General features: G+C 75.1%; 19 protein-coding genes and 1 pseudogene. 2 read left to right on the top strand and 18 right to left on the bottom strand.

The genetic code is table 11. From position 1 onward, the window contains the following. Positions 1-30 precede the first annotated feature (30 nt). Both ABZ809_RS31180 and ABZ809_RS31185 read left to right on the top strand, forming a co-directional pair. Positions 31-600 carry a hypothetical protein gene (locus ABZ809_RS31180; RefSeq protein ID WP_357566217.1) on the top strand — a complete coding sequence of 190 codons (570 nt, stop codon included), beginning with the start codon at positions 31-33 and terminating at the stop codon, positions 598-600. A 44-nt stretch (positions 601-644) separates the two neighbouring features. Further along, positions 645-2,948, top strand: coding sequence for an AAA family ATPase (locus tag ABZ809_RS31185; protein ID WP_357566218.1), 2,304 nt, complete (start codon positions 645-647; stop codon positions 2,946-2,948). 36 nt (positions 2,949-2,984) lie between these two features. Here ABZ809_RS31185 and ABZ809_RS31190 read toward each other — a convergent pair whose 3' ends face one another. The 18 genes and pseudogenes from ABZ809_RS31190 to ABZ809_RS31275 form a co-directional block, all read right to left on the bottom strand. Further along, complete coding sequence (locus ABZ809_RS31190) at positions 2,985-3,407, bottom strand: gas vesicle protein K (protein ID WP_357566219.1); 423 nt, start codon at positions 3,405-3,407, stop codon at positions 2,985-2,987. Beyond that, complete coding sequence (locus ABZ809_RS31195; RefSeq protein ID WP_357566220.1) at positions 3,404-3,658, bottom strand: gas vesicle protein; 255 nt, start codon at positions 3,656-3,658, stop codon at positions 3,404-3,406. Before ABZ809_RS31195 ends, ABZ809_RS31190 begins: the two co-directional genes overlap by 4 nt. Positions 3,659-3,674: 16 nt before the next feature. Beyond that, positions 3,675-4,514 carry a GvpL/GvpF family gas vesicle protein gene (locus ABZ809_RS31200; protein WP_357566221.1) on the bottom strand — a complete coding sequence of 280 codons (840 nt, stop codon included), beginning with the start codon at positions 4,512-4,514 and terminating at the stop codon, positions 3,675-3,677. Continuing rightward, on the bottom strand, positions 4,498-4,866 hold the full coding sequence (gvpJ, locus tag ABZ809_RS31205; RefSeq protein WP_088998131.1) for a gas vesicle protein GvpJ: 369 nt from the start codon (positions 4,864-4,866) through the stop codon (positions 4,498-4,500). Before gvpJ (ABZ809_RS31205) ends, ABZ809_RS31200 begins: the two co-directional genes overlap by 17 nt. 1 nt (position 4,867) lies before the next feature. Beyond that, positions 4,868-5,212, bottom strand: coding sequence for a gas vesicle protein (locus ABZ809_RS31210; protein WP_357566222.1), 345 nt, complete (start codon positions 5,210-5,212; stop codon positions 4,868-4,870). Further along, positions 5,166-5,474 (bottom strand): gas vesicle protein GvpG, encoded by a 309-nt coding sequence (locus tag ABZ809_RS31215; RefSeq protein ID WP_357566223.1) that lies wholly within the window; start codon positions 5,472-5,474, stop codon positions 5,166-5,168. The genes ABZ809_RS31210 and ABZ809_RS31215 overlap by 47 nt, the downstream gene beginning before the upstream one ends. 3 nt (positions 5,475-5,477) lie before the next feature. Continuing rightward, on the bottom strand, positions 5,478-6,233 hold the full coding sequence (locus ABZ809_RS31220; RefSeq protein ID WP_357566224.1) for a GvpL/GvpF family gas vesicle protein: 756 nt from the start codon (positions 6,231-6,233) through the stop codon (positions 5,478-5,480). A gap of 224 nt (positions 6,234-6,457) precedes the next feature. Next, positions 6,458-6,667: pseudogene (gvpJ, locus tag ABZ809_RS31225) on the bottom strand (gas vesicle protein GvpJ); the annotation flags it as partial. Positions 6,668-6,669: 2 nt separating this feature from the next. Next, complete coding sequence (locus ABZ809_RS31230; protein ID WP_357566225.1) at positions 6,670-7,893, bottom strand: SRPBCC family protein; 1,224 nt, start codon at positions 7,891-7,893, stop codon at positions 6,670-6,672. Positions 7,894-7,895: 2 nt separating this feature from the next. Further along, the gene (locus ABZ809_RS31235) at positions 7,896-8,303 is read right to left on the bottom strand and encodes a hypothetical protein (protein ID WP_357566226.1); all 408 of its coding nucleotides are present in this window, start codon (positions 8,301-8,303) and stop codon (positions 7,896-7,898) included. Between the two features lie 276 nt (positions 8,304-8,579). Continuing rightward, entirely contained in the window at positions 8,580-9,089 is a 510-nt protein-coding gene (locus ABZ809_RS31240) for a GNAT family N-acetyltransferase (RefSeq protein WP_357566227.1), read from the bottom strand. Positions 9,090-9,435: 346 nt separating this feature from the next. Beyond that, positions 9,436-10,335, bottom strand: coding sequence for a hypothetical protein (locus ABZ809_RS31245; protein ID WP_357566228.1), 900 nt, complete (start codon positions 10,333-10,335; stop codon positions 9,436-9,438). After that, entirely contained in the window at positions 10,304-10,975 is a 672-nt protein-coding gene (locus ABZ809_RS31250; protein WP_357566229.1) for a DUF3618 domain-containing protein, read from the bottom strand. The genes ABZ809_RS31245 and ABZ809_RS31250 overlap by 32 nt, the downstream gene beginning before the upstream one ends. A gap of 22 nt (positions 10,976-10,997) precedes the next feature. Beyond that, positions 10,998-11,390, bottom strand: coding sequence for a phage holin family protein (locus ABZ809_RS31255; protein ID WP_357566230.1), 393 nt, complete (start codon positions 11,388-11,390; stop codon positions 10,998-11,000). Further along, positions 11,387-12,082, bottom strand: coding sequence for a hypothetical protein (locus ABZ809_RS31260; protein ID WP_357566231.1), 696 nt, complete (start codon positions 12,080-12,082; stop codon positions 11,387-11,389). The genes ABZ809_RS31255 and ABZ809_RS31260 overlap by 4 nt, the downstream gene beginning before the upstream one ends. 182 nt (positions 12,083-12,264) lie before the next feature. Further along, on the bottom strand, positions 12,265-12,714 hold the full coding sequence (locus ABZ809_RS31265) for a DUF3263 domain-containing protein (RefSeq protein WP_357566246.1): 450 nt from the start codon (positions 12,712-12,714) through the stop codon (positions 12,265-12,267). A gap of 455 nt (positions 12,715-13,169) precedes the next feature. Beyond that, positions 13,170-14,186 (bottom strand): ABC transporter permease subunit, encoded by a 1,017-nt coding sequence (locus ABZ809_RS31270; protein WP_357566232.1) that lies wholly within the window; start codon positions 14,184-14,186, stop codon positions 13,170-13,172. Beyond that, complete coding sequence (locus tag ABZ809_RS31275) at positions 14,183-15,193, bottom strand: ATP-binding cassette domain-containing protein (RefSeq protein ID WP_357566233.1); 1,011 nt, start codon at positions 15,191-15,193, stop codon at positions 14,183-14,185. The genes ABZ809_RS31270 and ABZ809_RS31275 overlap by 4 nt, the downstream gene beginning before the upstream one ends. Positions 15,194-15,207: the final 14 nt, after the last annotated feature.

Raw genomic sequence — 15,207 nt, forward strand, 5'->3', positions numbered from 1 at the left:
CGACCCGTTTCCCGAGAAGGGGTGGTCGTGGTGAGAGGTGGACTGGACGAGACCCTGGCCCGGATGGCCCGCCGCGAGGAGGCGCTGCGGCGGCGGGCCGCCGACGCGGGGGCGCCGGGCGGCCGGGCCGACGCGCCGCCGGGGAAGCCGGCGGAACCGGTTCCCACCGGTGCCCGGGGTGAGGGGCGCAACGCCGGGCCCGGCTGGGTCGACAACCGGCGGGACAGGCAGCCGCACGACCTGGTGACGGAGGTCACCGAGGCCGTCCGCCGGGTGGTGGCCGGGCACCCCGGCACGGCGGTCAGCATCCGGGTCGAGCACGACGGGCAGGCGTACCCGCTGCGGGTCGCCTGGACCGCCACGGGCGTGACGGTCGGGGCCGCAGCCGCCACGGGCGGGACGGTCGGGGCGGAGGGCGCCGCCGGCGTCCCGGCCGACGCGGAGGGAGCCACGCCGCCGCCGACGTGGCCGATGTCGGACCGGACGGTACCGGCCTGGACAGCGGCCCGGGACGGGCTGGCCCCCGACCCGGCGGCGCGGCTGGCCGAACTGATCCGCCGCGACCCCGCCCTGCTCAGCGAGGGTGACCCGCCCCACTGACGACGTCGACGCCGGAGGGTGACAGCGGCGGCTAGGGTCGGGCGGTGGCGCAACCTGACCTGACCCTGACCGCGAGCCTGCGGCCGGCCGCGCTGGACGCCCGACGGGGCATCGTCCGGCTGCACCCGGAGGCGCTCACCGCGCTGGCGCTGCGCCCTGGCGACCCGGTGCGGCTGGCGGGCCGGCGGGTGACCGCCGGCATCGTCGCGCCGGCCGAGCCGGCGACCAGCACCGCGCTGCTCTACGCCGACGACCTGATGCTGGGCAACCTCGGGATCCGGGACGGCGGCCAGGTGACGGTGAGCCCGCTGCCGGTCACGGCGGCCCGCCGGGTGCTCCTCGCCGGGCCCGCGCAGATCGCCGCGGTGGTCTCCCCCGAGATGCTCCGGCTGGCCCTGCTGGGCAAGGTGGTGACGACCGGGGACGACGTGTCGCTGCTGCCGCAGGACGTGCTGCCGGACGCCTCCGTGCGCAGCCTGGTGGAGGCCGCGCGGCGCAGCCTCTCCAACAGCGTCGGCTACGCCTGGACCAGCACTCTGCTCACGGTGGTCGCCGCCGAGCCCGGCACCGGCTCGCTCGTCACCATGGACACCGTCGTCGGCTGGGAGCACGGCCAGGAGACCCACGGCTGGGCCGGGGACGGGTCCGGTCCGGGCGCGGGGCACGGCCGCGGGGACGGCCCGGCGGGGCGCGGGACCGCCCCGGCCCCCGCAGCCGGCGTACGCCCCGGCGGGCCGCGCGTCGCGGACACCACGGGCCGGGCCGGCGGCAACGACGACGAGTCGGCCCCGACGGTCGACGAGCTGCCCGGGTTGCGGGCACAGGCCGAGGAGCTGACCGAACTGCTCGACCTCGGCTTCCACCACCGGGAGGTGCTCGGCCGGCTGGGCACCAGCGTCTCGCTGGGCGTACTGGTCGCCGGGCCGGCCGGCTCCGGCAAGGCGGCGCTGGTGCGCGCCGTGGCCGCCCGGGTCGGGGCCCGGGTCTGCCCGCTCTGGGCGCCCGAGCTGGCCGCGCTGACCAACCAGGCCGCCGCCGACCGGCTGCGCGCCGCCGCAGCCGAGGTGCGGGGCGACGCCGCGGGGGTGCTGCTGGTCACGGACGTGGAGGCGCTCGCACCGGCGGACAGTCCCGGGCCGGTGGCCACCGTGTTCCGGCAGGTGGTCGCCGAGACCGTCCGGGCGGGGGCGGCGGTCGTCTGCACCACCGGCCGGCCCGAGGCGGTCGACCCCGCGCTGCGCGCGCCGGACCTGCTGTCCCTGCGGATCAGCGTCCCCCTGCCGGACGCGGCCCTGCGCCGGGAGCAGTTGGCGGTGCTGACCCGGCAGGTCCCGCTCGCCGACGACGTGCGGCTCGACGAGGTCGCCGGGCGTACCCCCGGCTTCGTCGCCGCCGACCTGGCCGCGCTGGTCCGCGAGGCCGGGGTGCGCGCGGCGCTGCGACAGAAGTCGGCCGAGACGCCGACGGTGGGGATGCCCGACTTCACCGCCGCGCTGGAGGTGGTGCGGCCGACCACCATGGCGGCGTCCACCCTCGAACTGGCCTCGGTGACGTTGGACGACGTGGGCGGGCTGACGGAGGTCAAGGAGACGCTGACCGAGTCGGTGCTCTGGCCGCTGACCTACCCGGACACCTTCGCCCGGCTCGGCGTGCAGCCGCCCCGCGGCGTGCTCCTCTACGGCCCGCCGGGCTGCGGCAAGACCTATCTGGTCACCGCGCTGGCCGGCTCCGGCCGGGCGAACGTGCTCTCGGTGAAGGGGGCGGAACTGCTGTCGAAGTGGGTCGGCGAGAGCGAGCGGGCCGTCCGCGAGCTGTTCCGCCGGGCCCGGGAGGCCGCACCCACCCTGATCTTCCTGGACGAGGTGGACGCCCTCGCCCCTGCGCGCGGCCAGGCCAGCGACGGCGGCACCACGGACCGGGTGGTGGCCGCGCTGCTGACCGAGCTGGACGGCGTGGAGGCGCTGCGCAACGTGGTGGTGGTCGGCGCGACGAACCGGCCGGACCTGGTGGACCCGGCGCTGCTGCGCCCGGGGCGGCTGGAACGGCTGGTCTACGTGCCGCCGCCGGACGGGCCGGCGCGGGCCGAGATCCTGCTGGCCTCGGCGCGGAACGTGCCGCTGGCGCCCGAGGTGGACCTCGCCGCGCTGGGTGCGGAGCTGGACGGCTTCTCGGCGGCGGACTGCGCCGCGCTGGTGCGGGAGGCGGCGCTGGCCGCCATGCGGGAGTCGCTGACCGCCTCCACGGTCACCGCCGCCCACGTGGCGGCCGCCCGTGCCCGGGTCCGCCCGTCCCTGGACCCGGCGCAGGTCGCCGCGCTCGCCGCGTACGCCGAGAAGCGGGCCGGCTGACCCGGCGGCGGGTCCGGTGCCGCCCGGCCGGCGGGGTCAGTCGGTGGGCAGGAGGGGGCCGAGGGGCCCGAGGTCGAGGTTCAGGTCCTCGGGGGCGAGGCCGAAGTACTCGCGTAGTCCCGTCATCTGTTCCTCCAGCGCCATCAGCGTGGTACCGATCCGCTCGACCTGCTCCTCGGTGAGGTCGCCGAGGTCGACCCGGCGCAGCGCCTGTCGCTCCATGAGCTGCCGCAGCAGCTCGATCACGGTGAGCACGAGGCTGGCCAGTCCCCGCTCGACGGAGTCCCGGTCGACGGCGAGCCGGCGGTCCAGCGGGGTCACCCGGGGCGGCTGCCACCGGGTGTCGCCGAGCGCGGCGGCGAGTTCGGCCGCCTCGTCGCGCCGCGCGTCACCCCGGCCCGGGCCGCCCACGCCCGCTCTGCCACCCCCGCCGCCACGGCCGCTGTCCGGGGCGGTCATGCCGGCGCGCCCGGCGTCGGGAGGACGTCGCCCGGGGCGCCGTCCCGCAACTCCGGCGGGGCCAGCGCGCCGACGGAGGCCACCAGCGCGCGCAGGGAGATCCGGACCAGGTCGACGTCGGCGATGGCGATGGTGATGTCACCGCTGATCACCACGCCGGTGGCGAGGACCCGGTCGAGCAGGTCGACCAGGGCCACCGGCCGGTACGCCAGCGGGTCGTCGGCGCTGCTCGGTGCGAGCGACGTGGTCACCACGACCACCGGGCCGTCAGCACGCCGGTTCCCGTACGGTCAGCGCCGGCCCCGTGGGCCGTTCGTCGGCGAAGGAGTACGGCGGCCATGGGCCGGTCAGCTCCAGCCGGATCTCGGGGTGCCGCCCGGCGAGCGCGCCGACCAGTTCCCGGAATCCGGCGATCGCCCCGCGCCCGACCAGGTACGCCCCGTTGAGCACCATCGCGGTGGGCGCGCCGGAGAGCCGGCGGTCCTGCGGGGGGTGCCGCCGGGCGGCCACCGCGTGCCCGGCCACTGCCTCGTGTACGGCGGAGGCGGCGTCGGCGGCGATCCGCTGGCCCTCCTCGCGGGCGGTGAGCTGGGCCCGGCGCCGCCGCAGGTACGCCGCCCCGGCGCCGCCCGACCCGGCGGGCTCCGCCGCGCGGGGTGTCGCACCCGGCACGACGTATCCCTTGACGCCCCACTCGTCGTGGCCGGTGAGCCGGTCCAGGACGGCGGTCAGCTCGGCCCGGCGGGCGGTGAGCTGCCCCGCCACCCGGGCGTCGTCGTGGTGGACGGTGGCCAGCCGGGCGGGCACCACCGCGCCCTCGCGGGACAGGGCCGCGACCACCGCGTGGTGTGTCCGGGCCGCCCGCTCCAGCCAGGCCAGGTCCTCCAGGTTCCGGCGCAGCGCCTCCTCCCCGTACTCGGACAGCGGCGCGGCGCTGACGACGGCGACCAGGCCGGCGGCCCGCACCGCGCGCACCGGAGCGCCGTCCATTCCGGAGGTCGTGGCGAGCAGGGCCGGATCGACGTCCCGGGTCACGCCGTGCAGCCACACCCCGAGGCCGGGGCCGGCCGGCCCGGCGGCGGGCAGGAGGTCAGCCGTCGAACTCATCCCACTCCTCCCCGCGGGCGGCCCGCCGCGCGACCCGGGGGCGGCGTTCCGCCTCCACCTGCTCCGGGTCGCGGGGGCCGGGCTCCACCGGCGGCCTCGCCCGGGAGCTGAGCCACGGGTCGTGCTCCCACCAGTCGATGCCGATCTGCCGTGCCGTGTCGACCGAGGCGATGACCAGCCGCAGCTTGAGCGTCAGCAGCTCGATGTCGAGCAGGCTGACGCGGATGTCGCCGGCGATCACGATGCCCCGGTCGAGCACGCGTTCCAGGATGTCGCCGAGATTGGCCGGCTCGTGCCCGGCGGGCAGGACCTGGCCGGAGTTCTGCACCACCGGCGGCGGCTGCGTGGTCACCTCAACCCACCTCGCCCTTGCCGCGCTGGTAGCGCCGCACCCGCCGGTAGCCGAGCAGGCCGCCCTCCAGGTCCAGCTCCACCTCGTAGAGGCCGAGCAGGTCGGTGGACGCGGGGATCCGGCGGTCCTCGACCACCTCCACCCCGACCAGCCAGCCGTCCCGCGTCGACGTGAGCGAGGTGGTCCCCACGGGGTCCCGGCCGGTCAGCTCGACGATCTGCCGCGTCCCCTCGCGCGCCGCCTCGGCGGCCGGGATCGGTTCGAGATAATCCTCGTCGTCGTACCGGTCGTCGTCCGGCTCACTCCTGCGCGCCCGACCGCCGTCGCCGCGGATCAGATCCACCATCGCGCCCACCTCCCTCGCCACCGCCGCGCGGCACCGGGGCACCGCCCGTCAGCCGTTCCAGCACCTGCTGCTGCCCCCGGTCCCGTTCCGCGGCGCTGATCTCGCCAGCGGCCTCCGCCGCGTCCAGCGCCTCCAGCTCGCGCCGGACGTTGACGGGATTGTGCTGCCGCGACTCCGCCTCCCGGGCGACCACCTTCACCACCGCGGTCAACCCCCGCACCGGCGCGTACGGCAGGGTCAGCAGCGTCCACAGGATGTCCATCGGTCACCCCGTCAACTGGTGGGCGCTGACGAAGTCGTACGGGGCCAGCGGGCCGAGCAGCCGCGCCCGGATCAGCTCCCGGCGCTGCTCGGCGTACTCCTCGACCGCCGCGACGAACTCGTCCTCCCGGTCCTGGTCGACCAGGAAGGCGGCGTGCGCCGCGTCCAGCTCGTTGCTCGGCGCCCGGGGTGCGCTCGCCACGACGAGTGGACCGAGCGCGTCGACCAGCTGCCGGTTCTCCGCCTCCCGGTGCAACTCCACCGCCTGGCTGATGATCTCGCCGAGGCGGATCCGCTGCGGCCGGGTGGCCGCCTCCGGCTGCCCGCGCACCTGTTCCGCCAGCTCGGCGGCAGACGGGTTCTCCGCCAGCACCCCCGCGATCAGGTTCGCCTCGTCGTAACGCCCGTGCACGGTGTACTGGATCCGGCCCTCGAACTCGTCGAGGGCGGCGGCGAACCGGTCGTGGTGCGCGTCCAGCAGGTCGGCGACCGCGTCGGGCCCGGTGAAGACCGTGCCGAAGCGCACCGGCAGCACCGGTGCCACCGCCGCCGAGCCGTCCACCAGTTCCTGGTACGCGGTCAGGTCCGCCGGCCGGCCGATCGGCGCGGTCAGGCTCACCTCGCTGACCAGCGCGGCCAGTTCGGCATGCCGGACCACCGTCACCTCTCCGGGCGGGTCGCCGACCCCGGCGGCGTCCGGGGTCGGCTCGACGTCCGAGGGCACGATGCCGTAGATGAACAGTCCGGTCTCCTCGGCCATGCTCAACGCTCCTCGTCCCGGCGCCGCCGGGGCCGGTCGCGATCCCGGTCCCGGTCCCGTCCGTCCGGTCCCAGCTCGTCGACGGCGTCCTTGACCGCGCCACCGATCGCCCCGACCGTCTTGCCGATACCGGACGCCGCCTTGCCGGCGCTGACCGCTCCCGAGGCTCCCTCGACCAGGTCGGGCAGCCCTTTCTGGTTCCTCGGGGTGATGTCGAACCGGTCGACCGCCTCCGCGAAGCGCAGGTAGGTCTCCACGCTGGCGATGACGATCCGGGCGTTGATCTCCAGCAGCTGGATGCCGACCACGGCTACCGAACCCTGGGCGTCGATCACGACGCCCTTGTCCAGCACGGTCTCCACGACATCGGCCAGGCCGGACCCCGCGCCGCCGCGTTCCAGGGCGCCGCCGACCTGACCCTCGCTCGTCGCGATCGTCACTCCCGCTCCTCCCGTCGGCGACGGACCACGGGCCGGCGGGGCGCCTCCGGGGAACGGCGGGCCCGGGGCTCCTCCCGCGACCGGGGCTCCTCCCTCGGCTGCGGGCGGCGGGCCCGCTCCGGGGCGCGGCGGCGCGGCGGGGGCTGCTCCTCCTCCGGCTCCTCCTCGTACTCGTCGTACTCGCCCTCGTCGTACTCGTCCTCGTACTCCTCATCGGCTGGGCGGCGGCGCTGCGGCGGCCGGCCACGGCCACGCTCGGCGGGCCGGCGCTCCTCGCTCGGCTCCTCCTCGGCCTCGGGCCCACGCCGGCCACGCGGCTCGCGCTCCTCCTGGCCCTCGCGCTCCTCCTGCCGCTCGCGCTCCTCCTGCTCCTCGCGCAGGGCGGTCTCGTGGTCCCGGACCACCTGGGAGTCCTCGATCTCGCCGCGCCAGCCCTGCACCGAGTCCGGGTCGAGCACGGTCTGGGTCATCACGTGCCGGACGAAGTGCTTCAGCTCCAGCCGGACCCGGCGGCCCTGGGCCCGCCACAGGTTGCCGGTGTGCTCGAAGAGACCCTGCGGGTGGTATTCCAGCACCACCAGGATCCGCGTCAGGTCGGGCGTCAGCTCGTGGAAGCTGACGGTGCCGTCGACCGAGCCCTTCTCACCCTTCGAGCGCCAGTGGATCAACTTGTCCGGGATCTGCCGCACGACCGTGGACTCCCAGGTGCGGTGCGACCAGAGGACCTGGGCCTTCCAGGTCAGCTTCTCGTCCGCCTCGGTGTCGACGCTCTCGACCTTCTTCATGAAACTCGGGAAGTCGCCGAACTGGGTCCACTGGTCGTACGCGACCCGGACCGGCACGCCGACCTCGATCGTCTCCACGATGTTGGTGACCTTGAGCTTCTTGCCGCCGCCCTTGCCACCGTTGCCGCCCTTGCCCTTGCCCTTGCCGAGAGCCGACATCACCTTCTCCTTACCGCCGGCCAATCCGGCTCGGGCCATCGCCTTGACCGGTGAGCCGCCCTCGGCGAGCTGCTGCGCACCGGTGGCGGCGGCGATCAGGCCGGGCCCGCCGCCCTGCTTCGCGTAGTCGCTGAGCCGGCCGGTCGCGCCCGTGATCCGCTCGGTCACCGCCTGGACGGCGCGTTCGCCGATGGCGCTGGCCAGGTTCCGCGCCTCACCGGCGAGTTGGCCCCGGACCTTGTCCCCGAGGCCGCCGGGGTTCGTCGAGTTCGCCATGGTCACCGCCCCCGCTGCCCGGCGTCGGCGTCGGACCGCCCGCCCCCGGCGTCCCCGCCCGGCTGGTTGCCTTCGGCGGACGGACCCTCGGGCGCCCCGCCGCCCTTGCGGCGCAGCGCGTCCGCCGAGCCACGCAGCTTGCCGCTGAGGGCGTCGATGCCGCTACCGGCGGCGGCGGTCGCGGCCGCCTTGGAGGCGGCGGCGAGGGGGCCGCCGAGGCGACCGATGTTGCTCAACTGGGGGGACGACTTGAGCAGGTTCCCGCCCGCCTTCAGCAGCCCGCCGTGCTCCCGACTGGCCCGGCCGGCCGCGACCGCGGCGGCCAGGGTGAGGGCGGTACGCAGCTTGCGCCGTCTGCCCAGCAGGTAGCCGAAACCGACCGCGAGCCCGATTCGTGCTCCGCTGTTCATCAGTTCTCCTTCGCTCCCCGGAGCGTCGGACACCTGACGGTAAATGGTCGAAAGAATGGCCGCCGGGGATCAGCACGAGCCGTACCGCACATCAGGTGTCCCGTTCGATCGGACCCGGCCGGCAGTACCCGTTGACCTGTCGGTAAAACATCCCGCACATTTCCGACCTCAATGAGTCGGAGCCTTTGGCCACACCTTCCGGCAGGCCCGAAAAGGGACGTCAAAGCACAGGGGAGCAGGAGAAACGCCAGGAGACGAAGAGCTGCGTAATACCTCTCAGCCGGCCGGCAACGCCGAATCGAGGCATATTTCGGCGTGCACCTTGCCGCCGTCCTCGCGCAATTTGGCGCCGCACTTCTCGAGTACGGACATGGCGCCGTGGTTGTCGGTCGTCGTCTCCGCGACGACGAGGCGCATTCCGGCCGCCGCCGCCTCGTTCAGCAACGCACGCAGGGCGGCCGCGCCGAGACCCTGGCCCCGGGCCGAGCGGCCCAACCACATTCCCGTCTCGACCGTGCCCGGCTCGTCGCAACGGGCCATCCGGATCATGCCGACCACCTCGCCGCCGGCCAGGATCGCGTACATGCGGTTGCCGGTCGGGCCGTCCAGGCCGCCGAAGCTCGCCCGGTGGAACTCCCGGAAGGCCTCCCGCCGGGCGTGCGACCACCCCGCAGGGGCCTCCACCGGCGGCATCACGTCGCCAGGCTCCGCCTCAGCAGCCGCTACGGAGAGCAACGGCTCCAGGTTCCCCTCGTCCACCGGCTCCAACCGGACCGATCTCGCCACGTGCCGCAGTCTGCCGCGCCCACCGGCCCGAGTCCACCCCGATGGGCGTCGACTGGCGGTCCGGCGGCAGGGATCAGCCGGTCGGCCCGCATCGTGTTCCGCCTCACGCTGCGTCGCCGGGCACGTTGTGAGTCGGGGCGAGGTGCGAGTCGGGGCGGCCGGCGGGAGGGCCGTCCGCGGCACCAACTCACCCTGCCCGCCCTCGACCTTCTCCCGCCCGGCCTGGGCGCAGCGGTCCGATGCCCGGGACGGCAGTAGATCTTGGTAGGAAACGGCCCTCCAAGGGGCCACTTTCGTACCAAGATCTACGTCGCTCCTACCCCGCGGGCACGCAGGCGGTCGCCGGTCAAGGCGCCGCGGCGTCGAACTCGCAGAGCACCACCGAGGCGTCGTCGGCCGCCTTGTGCCGGCGCAGCCGGTCCGGGTGGTCACGCTCCGCGGCGCGTACCCGGTCGATCAGCGCGCCGGGGCCCTCGGCGGTCGCCACCTCCAGCAGTTCCGCCCAGTCGAGGAGCCCGAACTGCTCCGCCAGGACCGACACGCCGTCGCTGAGCAGCGCCGCCCGGCGCACCGCGCCCGGCCCCCGCAGCGGCAGCGTCCCGGTCACCGCGTGGAACGCCGCGTCCGGGTTGGCCGCCGCCACCCAGTAGCCGTGGGTGCGGTTCATCCGCGCCCGCTGCGCGTCGGCCGCCTGCCGCACGCGGGCGGACCGGTCGGCGGAGGTCGCCGGCACGGCCGCCACCATGGCCCGCAGCTCGGCCGTCGCGGCGTCCAGCCGGTCGTCGGTGACCACGCTGACCCGGCCGCCGGCGTCGAGCACCAGCGGGCTGTCGCAGAGCACCAGGTAGTCCACGTGGTCGCCGCCGTCGCGCAGCAGGCAGACGGTGCTGGACGGGGTGCCCGGATGCTCCAGGTCGCACTCGTCGCCGTGGTCGGACCGGACCGCGAGGATCGCCGCCGCCAGATTGCTCATCAGGGTCGCCGTCGGGCGGATCGCCTCCGCCAGCCCGAGCCGGGCCGCGAGGTGCCGGACGTACCAGGCGGTGTCGTGCACGCAGCCCGTGTCGAAGCCCTCCGGCACGCTGGCGCCGTCCAGCACGCCGGCCAGCGGCCCGAACCGGAATACCAGGTCCTCGTTGGCCGGCCGGCCGGGAGCCGGCGCGGACGCGGAGCGTACCCGCATCGTCCGCGCCGCCCCGACCACCCGGGTCGCCTCAGCGGCGACGGAGCTCGTCGGCGCTCGCATGCGCCTGCTCCTGCATCTGGTGCGCGGCCGAACGGCCCTGTTCCCCGACGGCGGAAGCGCCCCCGGCCGCGGTGGCGCGCACCGCCTGGGCCGCGTGCTGGGCCGGCTCCCGCAGGTTGTCGCGCATCTCGTGGCCGACCTGGCCGGCCTGCTCCCGCAGCCGCCCGGCCTGCGCGCGGAGCTGGTCGGAGTGCTCGCTGACCATGCCCCGGGCCTGCCCGGCCCACTGCCGTTCGGGCCGGCTCGGCGGAATGAGCGACGAGACCAGCAGCCCGGCGCCGAAGGCGATCAGCCCGGCCGCGAGGGGGTTGCCCTGCGTCTGCTGGCGGGACTGCTGCCCGAGCGACCGGGCCTCGTCCCGCATCGAGACCGCGGCGTGCGACATCTGCTCGCGGGACTGCTCCCCGAACGCCCGCGCCGACCCGGTCGCGTGCGACATCCGCTGACCGGCACCGTGCCCGTCCGACTGCACGCCCATCACCTTCTCCCTGGCCCGGGTGAACGCGCCACGGGCCTGCCCGACGCGCTCACCGGCGATCCGTCGCGGGTTGACCCTGTCGGCCAGCGCGTCGACGTCGCTGCTCAGTTCGTTCCGGGTGTTCTCGATCTCCCACCGGATCCGGTCCGGATCGTTTGACATGATCTGCTCCCTTCCGGCTGGTTCACCGGCCTCGCATCGCGTTCGGCAGCTCCCGTGCGGTCTGTTTCGTCCGCGGCAGCACCGAGCGCAACTGCGCCATCTTCGCCCGCGCGTTGGTGAGCAGGACACCCGTGACGACAGCCCAGATGACGGCCACGATCAGCGCGGCCCAGCCCTGGTCCATCACGTTGGACAGCCCCCACCACAGTGCGTACGACACGAACAGCACCGTCAGGAAGCCGGCCAGCGCGGCCCCGCCGAACATCCCGCCGGCCTTGCCGGCCTGGGTCGCCTCCTCACGCAGCTCCGCCTTGGCCAGCTCGATCTCCTTGCGGACCAGCGTGGAGACGTCCCGGGTCACGTCGCCCAGCAGTTCGCCGACCGACTGGGTCCGTTCCTTCTCCGGGGCGCTCACGGCGCCACCCCACCCGGGATGTCCGGCCCCTGCCGGCCGGGAGGCGAGGCGTTGCGCACCCGGGCCATCCCCGTGTACGCCTCCTCGGGCAGGTACGGCGCCTCGACCGTCCGCTCGTACGGCTGCGGCCCGATGGTGGCGGGCGCGGCGGACGGCGGCGGGGTCGACGGCTGACCGGCACCCCGCGCCCCGTCGCCCGAGGCGGTCAGGTTCCGGGTGAGCCGCCCGACCAGCATGCCGGCGACGGCCGCGCCGGCCAGGAAGGTGCCCGGGTGCCGGCGCGCGTACGCCCGCACCTCGTCGACCACCGCCCCGGGCTCGCGCTCGTCGAGCCAGCCGGCCGCCTGCTGGGCGGCGGCCGCCGCCCGACGGACCGCCTGACCGGCCAGCCCGGAATCCTCGCTCCGCTGGGCCATCGAGTCGAGTTCGCGCCCGATGCCGCGCAGCCCGTCGGCGGCCCGCCGCTGCTGTGCGCGGGCCTGGTCGCGCAACTGCGTGCCGGCCTCGCCGGTCAGCTCGTGCGCCTGCCGTCGGGCCTCCGACGCCACCTGGCCGCCCTGTTCGGCGGCCGCGTACGCGACCCGCCCGCCGGCCTGGGCGGCCTGGTGTCCGACCCGGGACGCCTCCTGCCGGGCCTGCTGGGTGTTGCCGGTCGCACCGTCCGGTGGTCGGCTCGGGTTGAGCTGTGTCATCGCCCGCTCCCTCCATCGGCCCCGGCCGCGGATCACGGCCTGGAACGTGAACCGGCCGCGAGTCGCGGCCCGGAACGACACCCGCCTACCCGCGGGGGTCGCTCACATTCCGCCCGGCCCGGACCTGGGAGGAGCGCCGGCCGACCGGAAAGGGCCGGACGGGTCGCCGGGTGCGACAGCGCTCAGCGACGCCGGTTGCGGGCCCGGGAGGAGCGCAACCGGCGCAGCCGCCCGATCAACACCGGCTCGGCGGCCAGGGCGGCCGGGTTGTCGAGCAGCCCGTTGAGCAGTTGGTAGTAGCGCGTCGCCGAAAGGCCGAAGGTGTCCCGGATGGCCTGTTCCTTGGCACCGGCGTGTCGCCACCACTGCTGTTCGAAGGCGAGGATCCCCCGCTCCCGCTCGGTCAGCTCGCTCTCCGGCCGGGCGCCCGCGAGTTCGCGGGGCTGCGCTCCGGCGGTATCCGGTTCCGCCGCCGGACGTGGCGGCGCTCCGGCCGCGTCCGGTTCCGCCGTCGAACGTGGCGGCGCTCCGGCGGCGTCCGGTTCCGCCGTCGAACGTGGCGGCGCTCCGGCGGCGTCCGGTTCCGCCGTCGAACGTGGCGGCGCTCCGGCGGCGTCCGGTTGCCCCGGCAGCCGGGGCTGCGGGACGGCTGGCGCCCCGGCTCCCGGACCGCTGCGGGGTTGGGGGACGACGCTTCCTGCGTCCCGTACGTCGCCCGTTCCGCCCGCCGCCGGCGGCTCGGTGGCGGCCGGGACGGCATCGGCGGGCTGCATGGCGCTCCTCGTGGGGCTGGCGGGCGGCACACCACGAAGCCGACCGGGGGGAGACACCAGCCTAACCAGGGCGGACCTGGATCGCATCGGACGAAGAGCGCCGGAATGACCGACCCGGTTGGCGCCGTGCCGCCACGCCACACGGCGCCCGTCACGCCAGCGGGGCGCCCCGCCCACGGGCGGGCTTCGCCGACGGGGCGCGCCTCGCCGACGGGACGCGCCTCGCCGACGGGACGCGCCTCGCCGACGGGACGCGCTTGGCGAGGGCGGGGCGACCGGAGGCCGGGGAGGGCCACCGGTCGCCCCGCCCGGGCTCAGGAGATGTCGCGCCTGCGCATCGCCCAGAGGGCCGCGCCGAGGATCACCACGAACCCGACCGTCAGCAGCACGGAGGACTGCTGCCAGGTGATGTCCAGCGTGTCCGGTCTGCACTCACCGAAGTAGGTGGCCTGGCAGGTGTCCCAGTTCTCCAGCGTCACCTTCTTCTGCATCCACGCCAGGGCGTAGGTGGGCAGCAGCCACGCCTCGGCGAAGCGCACGCCGGCCATCTCCAGCAGGATGCCGAGACCGAACTGGCCGACGACCATCAACGCGATCACGCCACCCAGGGCCATCGCGGTGTGCCGCCCCAGCGACGCGAGCGCGAACCCGATCGTCGCGGTGACCAGGGCCAGCACCAGCCCGCGCAGCCCGGTCAGGGCGAAGGACTGCCAGGCCCCGGACGTCATCTTCGCCGTACTGCCGCGGAAGTGGGCCACCAGCCAGAAGCTGCCGAACCAGAGCGCCGTCGTGGGCACCGCCAGGGCGAGCAGCCCGGTGAGCAGCGCCGCCAGCTTCGTCAGCAGTACGGTCAGCCGCTTCGGCCGCCACAGCAGCAGGTTCATCATGCCGCCGGTGTTCCACTCCGCCCCGACGAAGGAGGCGCCGACAACGAACCCGATCAGCGCCAGGATCGCCGCGAGCGGCAGCAACGTGAAGCCGAAGTTCTCCCGGAAGTCGAAGGTGGAGGGCAGGAACCAGCGCGCCTCGATCGCGTCGCGCGGCGGCGGCTGGATCATCGCGCAGTCCTCCGGGAAGCGGTCGGCCCCGCTCGTCCCGGCGGCCTTCGCCCGCTCGCACTCGGCGCGGTACTGCGCGTTGTGCTCGACGTCCCGCTGCCACTGCTGCTCAGCGGCGCGCTCGGCCTTCGCCAGTGTGGCGGCGTCGATCTTCTCGTTGGTGACGAACACCCCGACCACGACGGCCGCGAGCACCAGCAGGCCCAGCAGGCTCATCCAGCGGGTGAAGCGCCGCTTGGCGAGCCGGCGCAGCTCCGTACGGTAGAGGCTCACGCGCCCCACCCTCCTCCGGCGGCGCCGGGCTGCCCCGCCCCACCGACCTTCGTGGACTGGTCGACCTGCCGGTGCTGGCCGGGTACCGGCGCGGTGGCGGTCAGGTCGAGGAAGACGCTCTCCAGGTCGACGGCGACCGGGGCGAGCTCGCTGACGTAGAGGCCCTGCTCGGCGAGGAGCCGGGTCACCGTGGCCGGCTTGTCGACTCCGGCGAGCATCAGGTGGTCGGGCTGGCCGTTCACCCGGATGCCGGCCCGGGTCAGCGCCTCGGCGGCGACCGGCAGGTCGGTGACCGCCTCCAGCCGCACCCGGACCGCGCCGGAGGAGTGCTGGGCGAGCACCTGCTCGACCGGGCCGAACGCCACCCGCCGACCCAGCGAGATGATGGTCACCGAGTCGCAGATCAGCTGGATCTCGCCGAGGATGTGGCTGGACAGCACCACCGTCATCCCGGATTCGGCGAGGCTGCGCATCAGGGTGCGCATCTCCCGGATGCCGCCCGGGTCGAGGCCGTTGGCCGGCTCGTCCAGGATCAACAGCTTCGGGTTCTTCAGCAGGGCCGAGGCGACGGCGAGCCGCTGCTTCATGCCGAGCGAGTAGGTCTTGACCCGCTCGGCGGCGCGGTCGCGCAGCCCGACCAGCTCCAGCACCTCGTCGACCCGGTGCTGCGGCACGTCGCCGGCTCCGGCGAGCAGGGACAGGGTGTCCCGTGCCGTGAAGTGCGGGAAGAACTGCGGGCTCTCCACGATCGCGCCGACCTGGCCGGCGACGGCGGGCAGCGCCGCGGGCACCTCGTGCCCGAGGATCGTCATCCGGCCGCCGTTGGGCCGGATGAGACCGAGCAGCGTACGCAGGGTGGTGGTCTTGCCCGACCCGTTGGGGCCGAGGAAGCCGTGCACCTGTCCCTCTTCGACCCGCATGTCGAAACCGTCGAGCGCGTTGCGGGTGCCGCGCCGACGGCTCTTGTACGTCTTGCGGAGACCTTCGATCTCCAGGACAGCTGGCAAGCTGCACCTCCCCC

This window comes from Micromonospora sp. NPDC047074 (genome assembly GCF_040643815.1).
Lineage (GTDB): Bacteria > Actinomycetota > Actinomycetes > Mycobacteriales > Micromonosporaceae > Micromonospora.